This window comes from Phaeobacter italicus (assembly GCF_019801785.1).
GTDB classification, from domain to species: Bacteria; Pseudomonadota; Alphaproteobacteria; order Rhodobacterales; family Rhodobacteraceae; genus Phaeobacter; species Phaeobacter italicus.
Genome location: NZ_JAHVIJ010000002.1, coordinates 646,900 through 663,669, shown reverse-complemented (window position 1 = coordinate 663,669; position 16,770 = coordinate 646,900). Strand labels below are relative to the sequence as shown.

General features: G+C 61.0%; 20 protein-coding genes and 1 tRNA gene. 15 read left to right on the top strand and 6 right to left on the bottom strand.

Going from position 1 to position 16,770, the window contains the following annotated elements:
• Positions 1 to 24: 24 nt before the first annotated feature.
• Both KUV39_RS07525 and KUV39_RS07520 read right to left on the bottom strand, forming a co-directional pair.
• Positions 25 to 348, bottom strand: a complete 324-nt coding sequence (locus tag KUV39_RS07525) for a hypothetical protein (RefSeq protein ID WP_222459399.1) — start codon at positions 346 to 348, stop codon at positions 25 to 27.
• A complete protein-coding gene (locus tag KUV39_RS07520) occupies positions 345 to 575 on the bottom strand; it encodes a hypothetical protein (protein ID WP_008562010.1) in 231 nt (76 codons plus the stop codon). Before KUV39_RS07520 ends, KUV39_RS07525 begins: the two co-directional genes overlap by 4 nt.
• An 88-nt stretch (positions 576 to 663) precedes the next feature.
• Here KUV39_RS07520 and KUV39_RS07515 point away from each other — a divergent pair, with 88 nt between their 5' ends.
• From KUV39_RS07515 to KUV39_RS07495, 5 genes are all read left to right on the top strand, one after another.
• Positions 664 to 966 (top strand): hypothetical protein, encoded by a 303-nt coding sequence (locus tag KUV39_RS07515; RefSeq protein WP_037302281.1) that lies wholly within the window; start codon positions 664 to 666, stop codon positions 964 to 966.
• A gap of 230 nt (positions 967 to 1,196) precedes the next feature.
• Positions 1,197 to 1,466: a hypothetical protein gene (locus KUV39_RS07510; protein WP_008562320.1), complete on the top strand. Its 270-nt coding sequence runs from the start codon at positions 1,197 to 1,199 to the stop codon at positions 1,464 to 1,466.
• A 148-nt stretch (positions 1,467 to 1,614) separates the two neighbouring features.
• The gene (locus KUV39_RS07505; RefSeq protein ID WP_209034088.1) at positions 1,615 to 1,866 is read left to right on the top strand and encodes a hypothetical protein; all 252 of its coding nucleotides are present in this window, start codon (positions 1,615 to 1,617) and stop codon (positions 1,864 to 1,866) included.
• Positions 1,867 to 2,029: 163 nt separating this feature from the next.
• Positions 2,030 to 2,236 carry a hypothetical protein gene (locus tag KUV39_RS07500; RefSeq protein WP_046212357.1) on the top strand — a complete coding sequence of 69 codons (207 nt, stop codon included), beginning with the start codon at positions 2,030 to 2,032 and terminating at the stop codon, positions 2,234 to 2,236.
• Complete coding sequence (locus KUV39_RS07495) at positions 2,230 to 3,228, top strand: tyrosine-type recombinase/integrase (RefSeq protein WP_222459398.1); 999 nt, start codon at positions 2,230 to 2,232, stop codon at positions 3,226 to 3,228. Before KUV39_RS07500 ends, KUV39_RS07495 begins: the two co-directional genes overlap by 7 nt.
• Positions 3,229 to 3,308: 80 nt before the next feature.
• On the opposite strand, the gene KUV39_RS07490 is transcribed toward KUV39_RS07495, so the two are convergent.
• Positions 3,309 to 3,398 (bottom strand) — tRNA-Ser (locus KUV39_RS07490).
• A gap of 264 nt (positions 3,399 to 3,662) precedes the next feature.
• Here KUV39_RS07490 and KUV39_RS07485 point away from each other — a divergent pair.
• The 7 genes from KUV39_RS07485 (at position 3,663) to KUV39_RS07455 (ending at position 10,279) form a co-directional block, all read left to right on the top strand.
• Positions 3,663 to 4,565 (top strand): SPOR domain-containing protein, encoded by a 903-nt coding sequence (locus KUV39_RS07485; RefSeq protein ID WP_222459397.1) that lies wholly within the window; start codon positions 3,663 to 3,665, stop codon positions 4,563 to 4,565.
• A 118-nt stretch (positions 4,566 to 4,683) separates the two neighbouring features.
• Positions 4,684 to 5,841 carry a D-alanyl-D-alanine carboxypeptidase family protein gene (locus tag KUV39_RS07480; protein ID WP_222459417.1) on the top strand — a complete coding sequence of 386 codons (1,158 nt, stop codon included), beginning with the start codon at positions 4,684 to 4,686 and terminating at the stop codon, positions 5,839 to 5,841.
• Positions 5,838 to 6,521, top strand: a complete 684-nt coding sequence (tmk, locus tag KUV39_RS07475) for a dTMP kinase (RefSeq protein WP_168578134.1) — start codon at positions 5,838 to 5,840, stop codon at positions 6,519 to 6,521. The genes KUV39_RS07480 and tmk overlap by 4 nt, the downstream gene beginning before the upstream one ends.
• On the top strand, positions 6,518 to 7,639 hold the full coding sequence (locus KUV39_RS07470) for a DNA polymerase III subunit delta' (RefSeq protein WP_222459396.1): 1,122 nt from the start codon (positions 6,518 to 6,520) through the stop codon (positions 7,637 to 7,639). Before tmk ends, KUV39_RS07470 begins: the two co-directional genes overlap by 4 nt.
• Before the next feature lie 41 nt (positions 7,640 to 7,680).
• Positions 7,681 to 8,502: a TatD family hydrolase gene (locus KUV39_RS07465; RefSeq protein ID WP_222459395.1), complete on the top strand. Its 822-nt coding sequence runs from the start codon at positions 7,681 to 7,683 to the stop codon at positions 8,500 to 8,502.
• Positions 8,502 to 9,299: an MBL fold metallo-hydrolase gene (locus KUV39_RS07460; protein WP_209034107.1), complete on the top strand. Its 798-nt coding sequence runs from the start codon at positions 8,502 to 8,504 to the stop codon at positions 9,297 to 9,299. Before KUV39_RS07465 ends, KUV39_RS07460 begins: the two co-directional genes overlap by 1 nt.
• A 47-nt stretch (positions 9,300 to 9,346) precedes the next feature.
• Positions 9,347 to 10,279, top strand: coding sequence for an AEC family transporter (locus KUV39_RS07455; protein WP_008562215.1), 933 nt, complete (start codon positions 9,347 to 9,349; stop codon positions 10,277 to 10,279).
• Positions 10,280 to 10,332: 53 nt separating this feature from the next.
• Here the strand turns inward: KUV39_RS07455 and KUV39_RS07450 are convergent, their stop codons facing one another.
• From KUV39_RS07450 to KUV39_RS07440, 3 genes are all read right to left on the bottom strand, one after another.
• Positions 10,333 to 11,850: a tripartite tricarboxylate transporter permease gene (locus KUV39_RS07450; RefSeq protein ID WP_222459394.1), complete on the bottom strand. Its 1,518-nt coding sequence runs from the start codon at positions 11,848 to 11,850 to the stop codon at positions 10,333 to 10,335.
• Between the two features lies 1 nt (position 11,851).
• The gene (locus KUV39_RS07445; protein ID WP_222459393.1) at positions 11,852 to 12,346 is read right to left on the bottom strand and encodes a tripartite tricarboxylate transporter TctB family protein; all 495 of its coding nucleotides are present in this window, start codon (positions 12,344 to 12,346) and stop codon (positions 11,852 to 11,854) included.
• 180 nt (positions 12,347 to 12,526) lie between these two features.
• On the bottom strand, positions 12,527 to 13,507 hold the full coding sequence (locus KUV39_RS07440; RefSeq protein ID WP_222459392.1) for a tripartite tricarboxylate transporter substrate binding protein: 981 nt from the start codon (positions 13,505 to 13,507) through the stop codon (positions 12,527 to 12,529).
• A 131-nt stretch (positions 13,508 to 13,638) separates the two neighbouring features.
• On the opposite strand from KUV39_RS07440, the gene KUV39_RS07435 reads away from it, so the two are divergent.
• From KUV39_RS07435 to KUV39_RS07425, 3 genes are read left to right on the top strand one after another with little or no spacing between them, the layout of a single operon-like run.
• Positions 13,639 to 14,304: a response regulator transcription factor gene (locus KUV39_RS07435; RefSeq protein WP_008560921.1), complete on the top strand. Its 666-nt coding sequence runs from the start codon at positions 13,639 to 13,641 to the stop codon at positions 14,302 to 14,304.
• Positions 14,301 to 15,716 (top strand): sensor histidine kinase, encoded by a 1,416-nt coding sequence (locus KUV39_RS07430; protein ID WP_222459391.1) that lies wholly within the window; start codon positions 14,301 to 14,303, stop codon positions 15,714 to 15,716. The genes KUV39_RS07435 and KUV39_RS07430 overlap by 4 nt, the downstream gene beginning before the upstream one ends.
• On the top strand, positions 15,686 to 16,762 hold the full coding sequence (locus KUV39_RS07425; RefSeq protein ID WP_222459390.1) for an ABC transporter substrate-binding protein: 1,077 nt from the start codon (positions 15,686 to 15,688) through the stop codon (positions 16,760 to 16,762). Before KUV39_RS07430 ends, KUV39_RS07425 begins: the two co-directional genes overlap by 31 nt.
• Positions 16,763 to 16,770 lie beyond the last annotated feature (8 nt).

Here is a 16,770-nt window from a genome sequence, read left to right as displayed (position 1 = left end):
GAATAATCGGCTGCAAACACGTCATCATGCGGCCCTCCGCAAGCTGTCAGCAAAGAAGGCAGGCGCGCCCGGATCGCTCAGCATGACCAGAATGGCGATATGCCCGGCCGGGGCTGTCAGAGCCCCCCACCAGTTCAGCGCGGTCTGAAAGCTCACATCGCAAAACAGAGCCACCTCCCGCGGGGAGGCAAAGCGAGCTCTGAAGTAGGCAGACCACAGCTCGGGGCCACTAACCTTTAACGCATAGGGATCAAACTTATTCGACCAAGACTTTTGGTCGAAATCCCTGCCAGACTGCGAGCATGTCATTTCATTGTTCACAATTAGGGTCAGCTGCGCACGTCTCATGCCGCCTCCTCCCCACTCGAGGGGTCACCGACCTGCAGAAAGGAAAAGAGCGATCGTGGCGGTTCAGCCACGTCGCTCTCTCGCGCTATCTGGCACAGTGCATCATACCATGCAGCAGGCAGAACCCCCTCCTGCATATGGGTGTGGACAGTGGTCGGGCTCTTGCCCAACCGCACACCAACGGAGCGGTAGCCGCCAAGGGCTTGGATAAGATTTCGAGTGTTCATGGCGACATGAGTAGTCCGAAAATTGCGGACCATCAAGATCTGACAGACAGAAAGTTCAATTTATTCGGATCTGGGGTATTCAAACCCAATGGACATTGAACAAAAAGAACAGCTGGCGCTGACTGGCGATGTAAGCCCAGAAGCTATCCGTCGGCGCATGCTTGCAGCCCGGCGGTCCATTGGCATGCAGCAACTCGACGTAGCTAAAGAGCTCGGCCTCAAAAAGACGACATTCCACTCTCAGGAAAGCCGAGGCGCTCCCGCCATTAAGACGATGCGCTACTATTATCGACAACACCGGATTGACTTTAATTTCATCCTTCACGGGGATTTTGCTCAACTTCCCCAGGACGTCCAAGACCGCCTTTTCGGCGCGCTGCAAAGCGAATAGCCCCGAGCGGGTCAAATACCCAGTTCAGGTTCACTCCAACGCGCCGCAACAGAACTGCGACGCGAACTATCATCTACACTCGATTCTCAAAAATGTTCTCCTTTCGTTCCGAAATAACGCTGGCGCAACTGGAAAGCGAGCATTTTATTGATCCGAATTTTTTGAACTTATGGATTGACTGGTCCATTTTTTTCGGACTACACACTCCCCATCAACCGATGGAGGATTGAATGCAAGACATCACTCAGACCGCACGACAGATCGCCGGTTCCCCCGAGGATCACCTCGATGAAATCCACCTGTTCACTTCTGCATGGGCTGCAATGAAGGCCGCGCGCGGCCAAAGCTTTAACCCCGCGCGCCTACGGCCTCAGTACATAATCGACTGGCCCACGCCGACGCCCGAACCAACGGAAATGGTGCTTGATCGCGTCGGCGGAAAAGTCAGGGCGATCATGGAAAGACGCGGACTGACCGCTCCTGACAAACGGGCAGCTTAGCCACCCCCCTACCTTTCGCAGCTTGGTTTTGAGGATTGCCCAGGCTGCGCATTCAGAGGTTCCGCGCCAAATCGACGGCACGGATCACGCGCAGGTGGTTCAATCCTCCAAATTGTCGGCCGCCTGCGCATTCCAAAAGGAAAACGTGATGCAGCATCACAAAGATGATCGACTAACCTCTGATGACCAGCTGCGCGCACTGGCTTCAAATGATCCCACGCACATGCTAGCCACTATGAGCGATGCAGAACTTGCTGCGCAGGCACGCCATCTCTTGCCAGACATTGCAGGCGAGTTGCTGGCTCACAGACTGCTGGAGCGCTTGGATAGCTCCACCACCAAGAACACTCCCCTCTTGCTGAAGCCCAATACAGCTGATGCAGGACCTGGCCGGGGCTAAGGTCCCGGCCCTTTTTTCACAACGCGGGCAGTCCCGCTTTGCCTGGGCGCGGCAAATCCCACTCACGGAGACCGGCCGCGCCCAAACACAATCGATCATTTTCCGCGATGCCAGAATAGCATCACGAATATTCACATTGAAACCACTGCACTCGGAGACCCCAATGGGCAAGATTTCCCCCCTCGCAGTCGCTGAGAGAACAGCTGCAAAGATGATGGACATGGCGCCAGCTCAATTCCGCGAGCTTGTCGCACAGGGCGTATTGCCACGTCCCCGCAAAGTAGGGCCTCTCGAACGTTGGGACGCAGAGGAACTGCGCTCCGTAATGCGAGGCGATTTCGTCGACGGCTACGAGGACGTGCAATGGTGAAGAAGAAATTCACTTCGTCTAAGACAATCAAAGGGCGGACATACCAGTATTTTCGCAAGGACGGTCGCTATGTCCGACTGCCAGACGATCCTAACAGCGAAGAGTATGACCGTGAGTATTGGCGACTGATGCGCGGTGACGGCCCCCTATCTCAGCGTTACACTTTCGAAAAGCTGATCCTGAGCTACAAGCAGTCACCCAGATGGGAAAGCCTGGCACCGCGCACCAGAGCCGACTATTCTAGAGTCTTGGAATACATCTCTGACAAGCTAGGCAGCAAAGACCCGACGAAGATGCGGCGATCTACGATTATCGACGCGCAAATGGCAAACCGGCACAGGGCGCGCTTTGCCAACTACATCCCCCACATGCTGTCGATCCTGTTTGAACATTCGATCGACTTGGACTGGCAGCGGGACAACCCAGCAAAAGGAATTTCTAAGATCAAGACTGGTGAAGGCCACAAACCTTGGCCTACCTCCGCAATCACGGCATACCGCAAACACGCCGATGGCCTAGCTCTGCTGATTTTCGAGCTTGCCCTGGGAACGGGGCAGCGCGCTTCAGACCTTACCCGAATGGAATGGGAACACATCGAGGACAGCGGTATCTGGGTGACACAGGGCAAGACTAAAGTGCGACTTTGGCTCCCATTCACAGCACGGCTTGCAGCAGTGCTCGACGCGAGCCAGAAAACTAGCGCTAAATTCATTCTAGCAGATAGATTTGGGAAGCAGCTAAACTACGACCAGCTGCAAAAGAAAGTGATGGCCGTGCGGAGGATCGCGAACCTGACTGAATACTCTCTGCACGGCTTGCGCTATAGTGCCGCTGGTGAACTAGCGGAGGCCGGTTGCACGGATCAGCAAATCGCGGCGATCACCGGACACAAAAGCCTCACCATGGTTCAGAAGTACTCCAAAGGTGCGAGTCAAAAGCGCTTAGCGAAAGAGGCTCACAACCTTAGAGAACGAAACAAAAACGGATCGTGAACGTGGGAAATTTTTTGGGAAACCGCAGAAACACCCACTCGAAGTGATCGGCTAAACTGGCGGCCAACTGCTTGAAATGATGGCGGGGAGACAGGGATTCGAACCCTGGGAACGCTCTCACGTTCAACGGTTTTCAAGACCGCCGCATTCGACCACTCTGCCACCTCCCCGGTCGGGCGTGGTTTAGGGGCTTGCGCTGCGGCTGGCAAGAGGGAATTGACGCCACAGGCCTTTGGACGGCCATGACGATGTCCATCCGCTGCATTGACGCGGGGTTTCGTGTCACGTGGGCGTGATGGCCGAAAACTTGCCGAGGCCAGTGCCACAGGGTTTTCATGGCGCGGCGCGGCGGCTATGCTGCCCGCAGCAAAAGGGGCGCCGGAACAACCGGCAGGGACGCGGTCGCGTCCTGAGATACGGGCAAGGAAACAAACATGGTTCACGCTATGTCGACACGCAAACACGGTCCGCGCCTGGTGGCGGCGATGGCCGGTCTGATGCTTTTGGCCGCCTGTGAAGAGGGCGCCAATCTTTCGTTTCTGAAACCCAAGGAACAGCCCGCCGGTGCCGTGACCCCATCCTCCAGCACCCGTCTGGTGGAACGCGAAATCGAAGCGCCGGATGTGTTTCAGGTGACTGAGGCCGGTTTGTGGGATGGTCGCCCCTCTCTTGGCGGGGTCTGGGTGGCCCATCCCGATGCGCAAGACCCCGAACAGGTCATCATCCGCAATCAGGCCAACGGAAAATTCGTGATCGGCGCGCTGTTCAGGCGCGAACGGGAAATTCCGGGGCCGCGCTTGCAGGTGTCCTCTGATGCGGCTGAAGCGCTGGGAATGCTGGCGGGTGCCCCGGTCGAGCTGAACGTGACTGCGCTGCGCCGCGAGACCGTGCCCGAACCCACCCTGAGCGGTGACGCCATCGACCGCAGCGGCGAGGATATCGCCGTGACCGACCCCGACCAGATCGAGGCAACACCGCTTGACCCGATTGCGGGCGCCGCCGCCGCGATCGACGCCGCTGCAGAGCCCGCATCCCCCGTCGCCACCGCGCCTGTCGCAGCGGCAGCGGCCACCGATACCCGCGCCCTTGCAGCGGGTTCATCGCTGGAAAAGCCCTATATCCAGATCGGCATCTTCAGCGTCGAGGCAAATGCCCGCCGCACCGCCGATCAGATGCGCAATGCAGGCCTGATCCCCACGGTGCTGGAGCAATCCAGCAACGGCAAACCCTTCTGGAGGGTGTTGGTCGGGCCCGCCCAAACGAAATCCGAACGCAGCCAGCTGCTGCGCAGCGTAAAGGACGTCGGGTTCTCTGACGCCTATGCGGTCACCAATTGACCCTTTGCGCCGCTGCCCTGACTGCCTCTTCAAAGACCCAAACCGGGAAGACTGATCCGTGAGCACCCCTGCGACCGCCCCCCGCTTCTCCGGCCTGTTTGCACAGGCCCTTACTGGCATGAAACTCGCTGTGGCGGCTGGCCTTCTGGTCAGCGTCTCTGCCCTATCGGCCGCCGCATTCGACACCCGCGCGCGCGCGGCCTATGTGCTGGACCAGGAGACCGACACTGTTTTGCTAAACAAGAACGGTGATCTAGCGCTCCCGCCTGCGTCCATGTCCAAGCTGATGACGCTGTATGTCGCGTTTGAGGCGATCCGCGACGGGCGTCTGACCCTTGATGAACGCCTGCCGGTGAGTGCACACGCCATGAGCTACAAGGGCTCGACCATGTTTCTCAACACGCAGGACCGGGTCCGCGTCGAGGATCTCTTGCGCGGCATCATCGTCCTGTCGGGCAATGATGCCTGTGTTGTCATCGCCGAGGCACTGAGCCCTGATGGAACAGAGGCGGGATTTGCCCGCTACATGACCAAGCGCGCGCAAGAAATGGGGATGGAGAACTCCACCTTTGCCAATTCCAACGGCTGGCCTGCGGCCGGGCATCGGATGTCGGTTCAAGATCTGGCCATTCTGGCAGAGCGGCTGATCGAGGATTTCCCTGAATACTATCCGCTGTTTGCCGAAAAGCGGTTTGAATTCGACGGGCGCGCGCCCTCCAACACCCGGAACCGGAACCCTCTTCTTGGGTTGGGGATCGGTGCGGACGGTCTGAAGACCGGGCACACATCAGAGGCAGGCTATGGTCTGGTTGGCTCGGCCAAACAGGGCGACCGCCGGGTGATCTTTGTCATTACCGGTCTCGACAGCACCAATGCGCGCGCAGAGGAGGCCGAGGCCATTGTTAACTGGTCGTTTCGCCAATTTGCCAAAAAAACGGTGGCTAAAGCGGGTGTTCCGGTCGCAGAAGCCGAGGTCTGGCGCGGCGCAGAGCCAACCGTAGGGCTGGTGCCTGCAGAGGATCTGAACATCCTGCTTCCCGCGCTTGCGGGCGATGATATCGCGGCAGAGGTTGTCTATACCGGGCCGATCGATGCGCCGATCACCAAGGGCCAGAAGCTGGCAGAGCTGGTCTTGCAGCCCGATGAGTTGCCAGAGGTGCGCCTGCCGCTGGTGGCCGAGAAGGACATCCCCACCGGAGGCTTTCCGGTGCGGGTCAAGACCGCAGCCGAAGTGCTGGTCAAACAGTTCCTCAAAGGTCCAGAGGCCAGCCAGTGAGCGCAGAGACCTCGCAAGAGACACCCGCCACAGCACGGGGCGGTCTGTTCGTCACGTTTGAAGGCATCGACGGGTCCGGCAAGTCGACCCAATGCCGAATGCTTGCCGACACGCTGCGGGCACGGGGGCTGGATGTTGTCCTGACCCGCGAACCCGGTGGCTCGGACGGGGCAGAGGAAATCCGCCGTCTGGTGCTTGAGGGCGACCCGGATCGCTGGTCGGCAGAGACCGAGCTGTTGCTGTTTACTGCGGCGCGGCGCGATCATTTGGAACGGCGCATTCTGCCTGCTCTGGCCGCTGGTCAGGTGGTGGTCTGCGATCGTTTTGCCGACAGCACCCGCATGTATCAGGGCCTGTCGCGGGGGGATCTGCGCGCCAGCGTGGACCAGCTGCATCGCCTGATGATCGGCCATGAACCGGATCTGACCATCCTGATCGACATGGACCCGGCCAAGGGACTGGCACGCGCAAAGGGCCGTCAGGGCAGCGAAGAGCGGTTCGAGGATTTTGGCCTGGATCTGCAACAGCGCATGCGCGCGGGCTTTCTGGCACTGGCGCAGGAATTTGCGAACCGGTTCCGGGTGATTGACGGCGACCGCCCGATGGATGTGGTGGCGCAGGATGTGCTGGATGTTGTCGCCGCGGCTCTGCCCGAACGCGACGGGGATGCAGGCGCATGAGCAAGGATGAGCCCCCGCTGCGGGCCGATCAGACCCCTGGCGCGCCCCATCCCCGCGAAACGCTGCAGCTGTTCGGACAGGCGCAGGCAGAGCAGGATTTTCTGACCGCCTTCAACTCTGACCGGCTGCATCACGGCTGGCTGTTGACCGGGCCGCAGGGCGTGGGCAAAGCCACGCTGGCCTGGCGTATTGCGGCCTTTTTGCTGTCACAGCCCCCGGCTGAGGATGCGGGGCTTTTCGGGGCCCCTCCCCCAGCCACCTCGCTGGATATCGGGATGGATCATCCGGTGATGCACCGCATTCAGGCACTGGCAGAGCCGGGGCTGGCGTCGATCACCCGCAGCGAAAACGACAAGGGCAAGCTGCGCGATCAGATCGTGGTGGATGACATCCGCGCGCTGAACAAATTTTTTGGCCTCTCGGCCACTGACGGCGGACGTCGGGTGGTGATTGTCGACGCGGCCGATGACATGAACATCAGCGCCGCAAATGCGCTGTTGAAGATGCTGGAGGAACCCCCTGCCCGCACCACCCTGCTGCTGGTGTCGCATCAGCCCTCGCGGCTGTTACCGACGATCCGCTCGCGCTGCCGGCTGCTGCGCTTTGCGCCGCTGGGGCCACAGGACATGCAGGCGGCGCTGGCGCAGGCAGGCGCCGAGCTACCGGAGCAGACCACCCATCTGGCAGCGCTGGCCAATGGGTCTGTCGGGGCGGCACTGCGCCTGCTGAACCTGGGCGGTCTGACGGCCTACAGCGATTTGATCCGCCTTCTGGACAGCATGCCGCGCATGGACCGGCAGCGCGCCATGGCATTGGCAGAGCAAGCTGCCGCACGCGGCGGCGCCGAAAAATTCGAGCTGTTGCTGACGCTGATCGATACGGCGCTGGCCCGGCTGGCGCGCACCGGGGCCACCGGACTGCCCCCGATGCCCGAAGCGGCCCCGCAGGAGGGCGCGATCCTGTCGCGTCTGTCCCCCACCCCCCACAAAGCCCGCGCCTGGGCAGATTTGGCCGCACAGGTCACAGCACGGATGCGTCATGGTCAGGCGGTGAACCTTGACCCCGCTGCGCTTGTTCTAGATACGGTTTTCAAGATGCAGGAAACTGCGGCGCGCTGATCCCTCGACGGATCCCCCGCAGCACGCGACAGAGAGCAGTTATGACCGAGACCCTTTCCCCGATGCCCCCGTCCATCACGGACAGTCATTGCCATCTGGATTTCCCCGATTTCGAGGGCGAGCTGGACGCGCTGATTGCACGCGCGGCAGAGGCGGGTGTGACACGCATGGTCACAATCTGCACCAAACTGCGCAATGAACCGACCGTGCGCGCCATCGCGGAGGCCCACGCGCCGATCTTCTATGCCGCAGGCACCCACCCGATGAGCGCCGTTGACGAGCCGATGGCAACCGTGGATGAGCTGGTGGCGCTGGCGCAGCATCCGAAATTCGTTGGCATCGGCGAGACCGGGCTGGATTACCACTATACGGCCGACAGCAAGGACGTGCAGAAGGAGTCGCTGCGCATCCATATCACCGCCGCGCGGGAAACCGGCCTGCCGCTGATCATTCATTCACGCGACGCCGATGATGATATGGCGTCAATCCTGCGCGATGAGATGGCCAAGGGCGCCTATAGCTGTGTGATGCACTGTTTCTCCTCCTCGGCGGAGCTGGCACGTGCAGCGGTGGATCTGGGGTTTTACCTGTCGATGTCGGGCATCGCGGCCTTTCCCAAGAGCCAGGAACTGCGCGACATCTTTGCCGCCGCCCCGATGGAGCGCATCCTGGTGGAAACCGACGCGCCCTATCTGGCGCCGCCGCCCTATCGCGGCAAGCGCAATGAGCCTTCCTATACGGCCCATACCGCCCGCGTCGGCGCAGAGGTGTTTGGTGTCGACTACGCCCAGTTTGCCGCCCAAACCCAGGCCAATTTCGACCGGTTGTTCTGGAAAGCTGCCAAATATGAGGCCGCTGCCTGATGGGGGCGCTGCGCTTTACCATTCTGGGCTGCGGCTCTTCTGGCGGGGTGCCGCGTCTGGGCGGCCATTGGGGAGACTGTGATCCGACCAATCCGCGCAATGTGCGGCGGCGCTGTTCCCTTTTGGTTGAACGCGACGGTCCAGAGGGCACCACCACGGTGTTGATCGACACCACGCCAGACATGCGCAGTCAGTTGCTGGACACTGGCACCGGTCGGCTTGACGGTGTGGTCTACACCCATTCGCACGCCGACCACGTGCATGGCATCGATGACCTGCGCATGATCGTTTTCAACATGCGCGAACGGGTGCCGGTCTACGCCGACGGCGACACCCAGAACGCGCTCTTGTCGCGGTTCGGCTATGCCTTCATCCAGCCCGAAGGCTCCCCCTATCCGCCCATTCTGGACCTGCGCCAGATTGATGGCCCGCTGACCATCTCTGGCCCCGGCGGCGACATCACCCTGCGCCCCTTTGAGGTCAACCACGGCTCTATCGAGGCGCTGGGTTTCCGCATTGGCGATCTGGCCTATCTGCCGGATGTGGCAAAGATCCCCGACAGCGCGCTGGACGAGTTGCGCGACCTGGATTGCTGGATCATCGACGCGCTGCGCCGCAAGCCGCACCCGACCCACCTGTGCCTGGATGAGGCGCTGGAATGGATCGAGCGCATGGCACCAAAGCGCGCGGTGCTGACCAATATGCACATCGATCTGGACTATGCTCAGGTCGCAGCCGAAACCCCCGATCATGTCGATCCCGCCTATGATGGCATGGTGATCGAATACCCGATCTGAGCCCACGTCAAACGCAATGACGGCTCTGCCCGACAGGAAGGCACATCATGTTTCAGAGCCTGATTGATGTCATCCTGCCGGTCTTTCTGGTGATCGGGGCGGGTTACCTCGCCACACGGCGGGGGTATTTCCAAGCCGGCCACGTCGATGCGCTGATGAAGTTCACCCAGAGCTTTGCCATCCCGTGCCTGCTGTTTCGCGCCATCGCGACGCTGGATCTGTCGGCGAGCTTCGACCCCCGCCTGCTGATCAGTTTCTACACAGGCGCCGCGATCTGTTTCAGCCTGGGCATGATTGGCGCACGGCTGATTTTCCGCCGCGACTGGGAGGATTGCGTGGCGATTGGCTTTTGCTGTCTGTTCTCCAATTCGGTTCTGCTGGGCCTGCCGATCACCGAACGCGCCTATGGCGCAGACAATCTGACCGGCAACTACGCGATCATCGCCTTTCATTCCCCGTTCTGCTACGGGCTGGGGATCACGGTGATGGAGATCGTGCGCAACAAGGGCGCGGGCGGTATCGCTACGGTGAAATCGGTGTTCAGTGCGATGTTCAAGAACGTGCTGATCCTTGGCATCGCATTGGGGTTTGTGGCGAACCTCTCGGGGCTGTGGATCCCGCAGGCGGTGGATGAAGCACTATCGCTGGTCATTCGCGCGGCACTGCCGACTGCGCTGTTTGCGCTGGGGGGCGTGCTGGTGCAATACCGCCCCGAAGGCGACCTGCGCGCCATTGGCTTTGTCTGTGCGATTTCATTGATGGTGCACCCGGCGCTGGTCTGGAGCATGGGCACAGCGCTCAAGGTGCAACCGGATCTGTTCCGCTCTGCCGTGCTGAATGCCGCGATGGCGCCGGGGTTCAACGCCTATATCTTTGCCAATATGTATGGCCGCGCCAAGCGGGTGGCGGCCTCTTCCGTGCTGATTGCCACCGGATCGTGCATCCTGACCGTCTGGCTGTGGCTGCTGATCCTGGGGTAGGTGCAAAAATGGGCGCCGCAGCGCCCATTCTTACCCTGTGATATCAACGGCGATCAGTCGCCATCAGCAACCCCCGCCTGACGCAGCCGCGCCCGGCGCGCCCGGTAAGCTGGCAAAAGCACCAAGAGCACCGCAAAGCCCAGGAGACCGATGGTCATCGGACGTTCCATCAGGAAGCCGAAGCCATCATAGATCTGCATCGAACGGGAGAAGTTGTCCTCCAGCATCGACCCCAGAATGAAGCCGATCAGCAAAGGGGCCAGCGGATAGTCGGCAAAGCGCAGCAGCGTCGCGCAGATCCCCAGACCGACAAGGATCAACAACTCTGTCGCATTGTTCTGGCCGATATAGGCCCCCATCAGCGTAAAGAAGAAGATGAACGGGATCAGGTAGTTGCGCGGAACGGCCAGCACCTTGGCGATATAGGGGATCAGCGGCAGGTTCAGGATCAGCAGGATCAGGTTGCCCACATACATGGAGATGATGACCGCCCAGAAGATCTGTGGCTCATCCACCATCAGCCGTGGACCGGGCGAGACGTTGAGCGCAATCAGCGCCCCCAACAGGATCGCGGTGGTGCCGGAACCGGGGATCCCCAATGTCAGAAGTGGCACGAAGGAACCGGTGCAGGCTGCGTTATTGGCGCTTTCGGGCGCGGCGAGGCCTTTGACAGAGCCCTTGCCGAATTGATCCTGCTCGTCCTTCGGGGCGATGTTGCGTTCAACCGCATAGCCAAGGAAGGACGCGATGGTGGCCCCTGCCCCCGGCAGCACGCCAATCAGGAAGCCCTGGATCGACTGACGGCCAATCACCGGCGCGATGGATTTTGCCTCAGCTTTCGTGATGCGCAGATCCTTGATCTCGCTGCTGCCCCCTTCGGTTTTGGAGCGGCTGGGATCCAGCACCAGATACAGCGCCTCTGGCAGGGCAAACATCGCCATCGCCAGGGTGATGAAGCCAAAGCCCGACTGCAGATCCATGATGCCCATCGTGAAACGCGGCATGTTGAACAGCGCGCCTTCACCTACCGTGGCCATGATGAGGCCAAGAACCGTCATCAAAAGCGCCTTCACCACCTGACCGGTGCCTGCAAAGGCCGCAATGGCAGAAAGCCCTACCACCATCAGGGCAAAATACTCAGCCGAATGAAACAGCAGTGCCACACTGGCAAGTGCGGGTGCAAAGATCATCAAGAGCACCGCACCGATGCTGCCGCCGCAAAAGGACGAGATCGCCGCAACCGTCAGCGCCTTGCCCGCCTTGCCCTGCCGCGCCAGAGGGTAGCCATCAAATGAGGTCGCCACGGTCGAGGCCACGCCCGGCGCATTGATCAGAATCGAGGAGGTCGAGCCGCCGAAGATCGCACCATAATAGACCCCCGCCAGCAGGATCAGCGCCGCCGATGGATCACCAATGGAGATCGCGACCGGGATCATGATGGAGATAATGCTCATCGGGCCAAGACCCGGCAACATGCCGATGAAGGTGCCAATGAGGCAGCCGCCAATCACCATCAGTAGATTGCTCAGGGAAAAGGCCGTGCTGAGGCCAATCAGAATTCCGTCCAGCATCTCAGACTCCGTTTCCAAGGAACAGCGGCAGCGGCCGCAGATAGATGCCAAGGACACCCTGCACAAGATACCAGACCACGCCAGCGGCGATCATTGCGATGGGGATCAGGATATGCAGCTTGCGCTCTCCCAGGATCATCGAGCTGATAACCAGAAAGCCCACGGTCGAGATCAGGAACCCGGCCGGACGCAGCAGCAGCGCATATAGCACCATCATCCCCAAGAGCGCCGCGGCCTGACCGATCTTGTAGTCCAGCAGACGGCGGTAATCGATGTCGCCGACCTTGGGGCCATCGGTATCCTTGCCGGGAGAGACAAGAATGATGAGCGCGCAGAAGATGGCCAGAACAGAGAGCCCCTTGGGAAAGGTGCTGGGCCAGATGGCGTTGAATTTCATGAACGGAGGCAAGCCGTCATCCATGGTGAAAAAGGCCGTGTAGCCATAGACGAGACTGATCATCAGGATGACCAGTGCAATCCATCGGTCGAGCGCCATCGGGCTCCTCCCTTCCGGTCGATTGAAAATGCAGATCGTGGCCCTGCCGCTTGGGCCGGAACAGATGCCACCCGCATCACACCGGGCGCAGGTCTCGGTGGGGGGCTCTGGTTATTGGGCTGGCGGGCAGGTGAAGATGCGCGACCGGTTGTGCCCTCCGGTCGCGCGGCAGGTCAGGCTTTAGAGAAAGCCCAGCTCCTGCATCAGGCCGCGGATCACCTCTTCCTGACCTTCCAGGAATTTGACGAAGTCATCGCCGCTGTTGTGAATGTTCACCCAACCATTGCGGGCGCGGACCTCTTCCCATTCGGGAGTGTCATACATCTTGGCCAGCGCAGCGCGGTAGGCTTCCACTTTGTCCTCCGGCAGGCCGGGGGCGCCAAAGAACCCGCGCCAGTTCACGAAGGTCGCATCGATCCCCTGTTCTTTCATGGTCGGAGCATCGGCATAGGCGGGAACACGTTCGTCAGCGGTGACGCCGATGATTTTCACTTCGCCTGCGTTGGCGAGATCAATCGCCTCGGAGAAGCCTGTGGAGAGCGCCGCGATTTCGCCGGACAGCAGCGCCGCCATAGCCACGCCACCCGCATCATAGGGGATGTATTTCACTGCTGTCGGCTCTTCGCCTGCGGCCTTCATCACCATGGCTGCAACGAGGTGATCCATGCCGCCCGGAACCGAGCCACCGCCAATGGCTGTCTTGCGCGGCTCTGCCTGATAGGCGGCGATCAGATCCGACATGGAATTGATCGGGCTGTCCTTGCCCACGACGATTGCAGCGTAGTCACCAATCGTACCGGCCACCATGGTGAGATCACGGAAGTTGTGCGGGAACACGCCAGTCAGCGAGCGGATCACGATCGGGGTGGAGTTCACCATCAGCGTGCCGTGGTTGCTCTCGGCGTTTTCGATCAGATAGCCGATCGCCTTGCCGCCGCCACCGCCGGACATGTTTTCATAGGACGCATTGCCAACGAGACCTGCCTTGGTCAGCGCCTCTCCGGTGCCGCGCGCGGTGCCGTCCCAGCCGCCACCTGCGCCGCCGGGGATCAGAAAGTGGATGCTGTCCACCATCTCGTCCGCAGCCACCGGGGCAGCAAAAGCCAGCGTCGTCGCGGCGGTCGCGGCCATCAGCGCGCGCCGGGTCAGGGTCATTTTCATCTTTGTCTCCTCCCATTTGACAAATGGCGGCTTGGCCGCTCATGACTGAAAGGGACCACGCGAAGCTGACACAAACCTGTCACCAGCCAAAGTGGTTGGCATTTTATCGACCCGAACCGGAACACAGCGACATGCGCTTTCTGCTGGTAGAAGACAACCTCAGCCTTGCCGCCGCAGTGGAGGACCGCCTGCGGATGGATGGCCATGTCGTGGACCATGCCCCGGATATTTCGGTCGCGGATGACTATGCGGCAACGGCCGATTACGATCTGATTTTGTTGGATATTATGCTGCCAGATGGTGACGGTCGTGATTTTCTGAAGGCACATCGCAACCGTCAGGGGACCACCCCCGTGATCGTCCTGACCGCCCGATCCGAGGTGTCGGACCGCGTCGGTGTTCTGGATCTGGGAGCCGATGACTACATCACCAAACCCTTTGATTTTTCCGAGTTGGAGGCGCGCTGCCGTGCCGTGCTGCGCCGCCACGGAGGCGGCAGTTCCAACCAGAAACGATTCGGATCCGTGGTCTTTGACCCGATGGCCGGAACGCTGAACATCGGCGAAAAAACCGTTTCCCTGCGCAACAAGGAACTGCGACTTCTGGAAATTTTCATCAACGCGCCGGATCGGATCTTTTCCAAGTCAAAGCTGGTTGACCGGCTGTTTTCCTATGAAGAGGACGTCTCCGAAAACGCGATTGAGGTCTATGTGGGACGGCTGCGAAAACATCTGGCAGGCTCTGACGTGGAGATCACCACCGTGCGCGGGCTGGGCTACCGGATGTCGCTTGCATGAGCCGTGGCCTGCCCACCAGCGGGTCCATCCGGCGGCGGTTGACGCTGCAACTGGTGGGCAGTGCCGCGTTTCTGGCGTCGCTGCTGTTTGTTATCGTGCTGAGCTTTACCCGAGACGTTTCGCAGCAGACCCATGACAGCATTCTTGCGGCCTCTGCCACCTCGATCATGGATTCGGTCTCGGTGCGGTCCGGCGAGGTGTCGGTGGACATTCCCTATGCCGCGCTCTCCATGCTGGGAAATGTCAGCAATGACCGGGTGTTCTACCGTATCGCGCAGGATGACAGCGTGCTGACGGGATATGCGGATCTGCCGCTGCCGGATGGTGCACCACCGCGGGGCCAGCCGCGATTTGATACCCTGCACTACAAGGGTGACAGCATTCGCATGGTCACATTGGCGCGGCGGGTGTCGCTGAATGGTCAGGTCTCTGATGTGGTGATTTCCGTCGCCCAGACCCGCGAAGGGCAAGCCGCGCAGCTGGCGGAGCTGACCCGCAATGCGCTGCAACTGGGGCTCGGGTTCTTCATGATCGCGGCCTTTCTGGCAATCTGGGCTGCGCAGTCCAGCATCCGCCCCCTGGCAGAATTGGCCGAGGCCGTGTCGCGCCGGGGCCCCAAGGACCTGCGCCCGGTGCGCCGCCCGGTGCCGTCCGAAATGATCCCGCTGGTCACATCGCTCAACCGCTTTATTGAACGGCTGCGGGTGTCCCTGTCGCGGTCCGAAGATTTCATCGCCGAAGCCGCCCACCGGGTGCGCACGCCGCTGGCCACGGTGCGCACGCAGGCAGAGATCACCCTGCGGCGGGTAGAGCGGGACGAAAACCGCGCCTCTTTGCGTGAAATGATCCGCGCCATCGACGAAAGCTCCCGCGCGGCGGGGCAGCTGCTGGATCATGCGATGGTGACCTTTCGCACCGACAGTCTCTTGCGGGAAGAGGTGGATCTGGGGGCGCTGTCGCGCGAGTTGCTGAACCGCCTGCGCCCGATTGCAGAGCTGAAGGATATCGCGCTGCATTCCGACCTGCCGCAGACGCCGCCCCTGTCGGGTGATCCGATCCTGATCCAGAACGCGGTGCGCAACCTTTTGGACAATGCGATCAAATATGCGCCGTCCGAAAGCGACATTCAGGTGATCCTGCGCAAGGAGGGGGCAGAGCTGCGGCTGAGCATCATTGACGAGGCGGGCGGGTTTCCCAGCGGTGACACCGACGCGCTGACCGCACGGTTTGCGCGGGGCGCCAATGCCGAGGGGACGATTGGCTCGGGCCTTGGTCTTACCATTGCGCGCGAAGTCGTGGAGGCCCATGGCGGACGCCTGACCATCGCGCCGAGCCAAGCCACCAGCGGCCCGCCTGCCGCATCCCCAAGACGGGAGGGTTCATGCGTTTCCTTGTGTTTTCCAATGTCCTGACAGTTGCTTTGCGGGTGATCAGCCTGTTCTGCCTTGCGGGCATTCTCGCTGGGTCTGCGCAGGCGTTCGAGATCGAGGACCAGCGCCGTTTTGGCCCCGCTGCCGGTGCTGCTGGCGCTGATGTCCTGCGGGTGCTGTCCACCACCGACACGGATCTTCTGGCGCCGCTGATCGAGAGTTTTCTGCGCAGCCGCCCCACGGTGGTGGTGGATTATGTCACCGTCAGCAGTTCAGAATTGATGCGCGCCGTGGTGGAGGACAACGCGGCATTTGACCTGGCTGTTTCCTCGGCGCTGGATCTGCAGACCAAGCTGGCCAATGACGGCTACACCCGCGCGCATTCCCCCGCGGGGCGGTTGCGCATCCCGGACTGGGCGGTCTGGCGCGACCACGTCTTTGCCTTCTCGCAGGAGCCCGCATCCATCGTGCTGTCGCCCGCCGCCTTTGAGGGGTTGGAGATGCCGCGCAGCCGTCAGGCGCTGATGTCCCTGTTGCGCCGCTACCCCAATCGGTTCCGGGGGCGCATCGGCACCTATGATGTTGAAACCAGCGGGCTGGGTTATCTGTTTGCAACACAAGATCTGCGCACCTCCGAAAGTTTCTGGCGGATGATGGAGATTTTCGGCAGCCTCGATCTGCGGCTTTATTGCTGTTCCGGAGAGATGATCGAGGCGGTCGCACGGGGCGAGCTGGCCATCGCTTACAATGTACTTGGCAGCTATGCGCGGGCACGGGTGGATCTGGCCGACCGCATCAAGATCGTGGATCCGCAGGACTACACCAATATGATGCTGCGCACCGCTGTCGTGCTGAAAGGCGCAGACCGCCCGGATCTGGCTGGTGCCTTCATCGATCACCTGTTGCGAGCGGCCTGGGGGAACCAGCGCGATCCGGCCTACCCCTTTCCCCGCTACGCAACGGCAGAAACCAGCCCCACCGCCGCGCTGCGTCCGATCCAGATGGGACCGGGGCTTTTGGTGTTTCTGGATCGCCTGAAACGCGCCCGGTTCCTCGAGGAATGGCGCAGCACCGTTTTGCAAAAATAACGCAGGCG

What these genes read in the sequence shown, in the direction of transcription:
- KUV39_RS07430 (WP_222459391.1), top strand. Translation starts at nt 14,301, where the DNA reads ATGAGCCGTGGCCTGCCCACCAGCGGGTCCATCCGGCGGCGGTTGACG.
- KUV39_RS07445 (WP_222459393.1), bottom strand. Translation starts at nt 12,346, where the DNA reads ATGGCGCTCGACCGATGGATTGCACTGGTCATCCTGATGATCAGTCTC.
- KUV39_RS07455 (WP_008562215.1), top strand. Translation starts at nt 9,347, where the DNA reads ATGTTTCAGAGCCTGATTGATGTCATCCTGCCGGTCTTTCTGGTGATC.
- KUV39_RS07505 (WP_209034088.1), top strand. Translation starts at nt 1,615, where the DNA reads ATGCAGCATCACAAAGATGATCGACTAACCTCTGATGACCAGCTGCGC.
- KUV39_RS07520 (WP_008562010.1), bottom strand. Translation starts at nt 575, where the DNA reads ATGAACACTCGAAATCTTATCCAAGCCCTTGGCGGCTACCGCTCCGTT.
- KUV39_RS07500 (WP_046212357.1), top strand. Translation starts at nt 2,030, where the DNA reads ATGGGCAAGATTTCCCCCCTCGCAGTCGCTGAGAGAACAGCTGCAAAG.
- KUV39_RS07515 (WP_037302281.1), top strand. Translation starts at nt 664, where the DNA reads ATGGACATTGAACAAAAAGAACAGCTGGCGCTGACTGGCGATGTAAGC.
- KUV39_RS07460 (WP_209034107.1), top strand. Translation starts at nt 8,502, where the DNA reads ATGGGGGCGCTGCGCTTTACCATTCTGGGCTGCGGCTCTTCTGGCGGG.
- KUV39_RS07425 (WP_222459390.1), top strand. Translation starts at nt 15,686, where the DNA reads ATGCGTTTCCTTGTGTTTTCCAATGTCCTGACAGTTGCTTTGCGGGTG.
- KUV39_RS07525 (WP_222459399.1), bottom strand. Translation starts at nt 348, where the DNA reads ATGAGACGTGCGCAGCTGACCCTAATTGTGAACAATGAAATGACATGC.
- KUV39_RS07495 (WP_222459398.1), top strand. Translation starts at nt 2,230, where the DNA reads ATGGTGAAGAAGAAATTCACTTCGTCTAAGACAATCAAAGGGCGGACA.
- KUV39_RS07440 (WP_222459392.1), bottom strand. Translation starts at nt 13,507, where the DNA reads ATGAAAATGACCCTGACCCGGCGCGCGCTGATGGCCGCGACCGCCGCG.
- KUV39_RS07465 (WP_222459395.1), top strand. Translation starts at nt 7,681, where the DNA reads ATGACCGAGACCCTTTCCCCGATGCCCCCGTCCATCACGGACAGTCAT.
- KUV39_RS07470 (WP_222459396.1), top strand. Translation starts at nt 6,518, where the DNA reads ATGAGCAAGGATGAGCCCCCGCTGCGGGCCGATCAGACCCCTGGCGCG.
- KUV39_RS07485 (WP_222459397.1), top strand. Translation starts at nt 3,663, where the DNA reads ATGGTTCACGCTATGTCGACACGCAAACACGGTCCGCGCCTGGTGGCG.
- KUV39_RS07435 (WP_008560921.1), top strand. Translation starts at nt 13,639, where the DNA reads ATGCGCTTTCTGCTGGTAGAAGACAACCTCAGCCTTGCCGCCGCAGTG.
- KUV39_RS07480 (WP_222459417.1), top strand. Translation starts at nt 4,684, where the DNA reads ATGAAACTCGCTGTGGCGGCTGGCCTTCTGGTCAGCGTCTCTGCCCTA.
- KUV39_RS07450 (WP_222459394.1), bottom strand. Translation starts at nt 11,850, where the DNA reads ATGCTGGACGGAATTCTGATTGGCCTCAGCACGGCCTTTTCCCTGAGC.
- KUV39_RS07510 (WP_008562320.1), top strand. Translation starts at nt 1,197, where the DNA reads ATGCAAGACATCACTCAGACCGCACGACAGATCGCCGGTTCCCCCGAG.